Annotated in this window: 4 protein-coding genes and 1 pseudogene; 3 read left to right on the top strand and 2 right to left on the bottom strand. The window is 36.6% G+C overall.

The window, feature by feature from the left end:
• A partial coding sequence (locus tag Q0L68_RS19700; protein WP_296705950.1) for a VOC family protein occupies nucleotides 1-808 on the top strand: 808 nt, incomplete at its 5' end.
• Between the two features lie 4 nt (nucleotides 809-812).
• Here the strand turns inward: Q0L68_RS19700 and Q0L68_RS19695 are convergent.
• Complete coding sequence (locus Q0L68_RS19695; RefSeq protein WP_296705949.1) at nucleotides 813-1,220, bottom strand: DoxX family protein; 408 nt, start codon at nucleotides 1,218-1,220, stop codon at nucleotides 813-815.
• A 249-nt stretch (nucleotides 1,221-1,469) separates the two neighbouring features.
• On the opposite strand from Q0L68_RS19695, the gene Q0L68_RS19690 reads away from it, so the two are divergent.
• Both Q0L68_RS19690 and Q0L68_RS19685 read left to right on the top strand, forming a co-directional pair.
• The gene (locus Q0L68_RS19690) at nucleotides 1,470-1,751 is read left to right on the top strand and encodes a hypothetical protein (RefSeq protein WP_366938427.1); all 282 of its coding nucleotides are present in this window, start codon (nucleotides 1,470-1,472) and stop codon (nucleotides 1,749-1,751) included.
• Nucleotides 1,732-2,067: pseudogene (locus Q0L68_RS19685) on the top strand (bifunctional ornithine acetyltransferase/N-acetylglutamate synthase); the annotation flags it as partial. The gene Q0L68_RS19690 and the pseudogene Q0L68_RS19685, both read left to right, overlap by 20 nt.
• Nucleotides 2,068-2,133: 66 nt before the next feature.
• Here the strand turns inward: Q0L68_RS19685 and Q0L68_RS19680 are convergent.
• Nucleotides 2,134-2,313 (bottom strand): FAD-binding oxidoreductase (locus Q0L68_RS19680; RefSeq protein WP_296705948.1); only part of this gene is annotated, 180 nt, incomplete at its 5' end.

Here is a 2,313-nt window from a genome sequence, read left to right as displayed (position 1 = left end):
AAATGCCAAAGAAGCTGCCACGTTTTATTGCCAAGTATTTCCAGACAGCAAAGTGCTGGATTCAAATCCTTTTGTTACCATTTTTGAATCTTCTGGCCAAAAATTTTTATGTCTGAATGGAGGTCCAGAATTTCCTATCACTCCATCAATTTCTATGTATACAGTATTGGATTCGGAAGAATTAATCCAAAAAATATGGGATCAATTGATCGATGGGGGATCTGCTATGATGCCATTGGACACATATCCATGGAGCAAAAAATATGGATGGGTGAAAGATAAGTATGGAGTTTCTTGGCAATTAACCGTTGATAAGCCTGCAAGTTCGGATCAGCGTTTTAGTCCTTGTTTAATGTTTTCAGGGAATAATTTTGGAAAAGCTGAAGAAGCTATTGAGTTTTACACATCGATTTTCAAAAATTCAAAATCAGTATTTGCTGCGAAATACGGCGCTGAACATGGAGTGCAGGAAGGAAAAATCATGCATGCTCAGTTTATTTTAAATAATGGTTTATTTGTGGCAATGGATAGTTCCTATGATCACGGATTCAATTTCAATGAAGGGATTTCTTTTGTAATTGATTGCAAAAACCAGAAAGAGATTGATTATTACTGGGAAAAGCTCACGGCGGAGGGAGGCTCTTCAAGTCAGTGTGGTTGGTTGAAGGATAAGTTTGGTGTCTCTTGGCAAATTGTCCCTGTCATTTTGGGTAGCTTAATTTCAAATCCGGTAAAAGGTTCCAAGGCAATGGAAGCTTTAATGAAAATGTCTAAAATCATTATTGCTGAATTGCAAAGCACTTCCTGAGAATTTAAAACAAACTTCTCTTTTTAGATTTTATTCGGCTATCAATTGAAAACTTCCCAGGTCCCATTATTAAAATTGCAACAAAGAGGACTAAGAACAAAAGTGGTTTTTCCTTAGTGCCAAAAGGATCATCTGCATGGGCGTAAAAAGCAGCGGTCAACATAGTAAGCATCAAAGGGATAGTGGCAATTCGGGTTTTGAACCCAACCATTACCAATATTGTACAAATAACCTCTGCGATGACAGCAAGTCCAAGTGAAATTTCCGGACCCAAACCAAAAGGGTCGTGAAACTTAACAGGTCCTTCCCCAAATAACCTGCCGATTTTAGGGATACCATGTGTTAACATCATTCCACCTGTTGCTAATCGGATTGCTAATTTTCCTATGTTTTTAAATAATGGATTGCTCATATTGGTATTTGTTTTCAATCAAAGAACCAAAATAAAATTCTTTTGGGAATTTAGAATTGGAATTACAACAACTGCAATATTTGTTAACAGTCGGTATTAAAGTTGATTTTTAATTGAATATTGATGGTATGTTCATTAATGCTAACTGATCTGTTCTAGAGTCTTTTATTCCTCAATTTGGGAGAAATAATCTTTTTTTAGGAAAATTCATTTCGGGAAAAAATCAATTTAATATAAAAAAAAGTAAAAATGTCCAAGCGAAGAATTCTCATCAAATATGGTGGGAATGCGATGGTGAGTACTGAATTAAAGTATGAGATTAAAAAGCAAATTTTTAATCTACAACAAGCGGGATACGAGGTCATCATGGTTCATGGAGGCGGCCCTTTTATCAACAAGGCTTTAGAGAAAGCCGCGATTAAATCCCGTTTTGTGGATGGGCTTAGAGTCACTGAAGTTCCTGCATTCATAGAAATTCAAAAATCACTGATAGGAGAGGCAAATGCGGACCTTAATAAGAGCTATTTCTGATTCTACTTTGGTTAAAACAGCAATGTTTGAAAGAGACCCCAATTGGGGAAGGATTCTCGCTGCATGTGGAAATGCCGGTGTTCCCTTCAACTACAAGAAAGTCAATTTATTTATAGGAGATCAAAATCATTTGGTACAAGTTTTGGAAAAGGGAAACCCTTTAGTTTTTGATAAAGCGTACATGAAAAAGTTACTTCGAGAATCTCAAATTCAGATTTTGCTTGAGCTGAATTCAGGTGAAGAAGAAGGGATTGGATGGGGAAGCGATTTAACCACCGATTATGTCATGTTTAATTCGGTATATACTACTTGGTAGTTTAAAACCCAAAAAAGCTCTCCAAGAAAATTTTCTTGGAGAGCTTTTTTGTTCTTGAATTTCAAATCAAGCATATCTTCCCACCTCAAATCCACTGATTTCAATTGAAGAATCTTTATGCTGGAGTAATTCACTGATGATTTTTCCAGAAGCAGGAGCAAGGCTGATTCCCATCATTGAATGTCCTGAGTTTACCATCACATTAGAATACCCAGGGGCAAAACCGATGTAGGGTAGACCATCAGG

Source organism: Algoriphagus sp. (genome assembly GCF_024642405.1).
In the GTDB taxonomy this organism is placed as follows: Bacteria; Bacteroidota; Bacteroidia; order Cytophagales; family Cyclobacteriaceae; genus Algoriphagus.
This window is presented reverse-complemented; position numbering and strand designations above follow the sequence as displayed.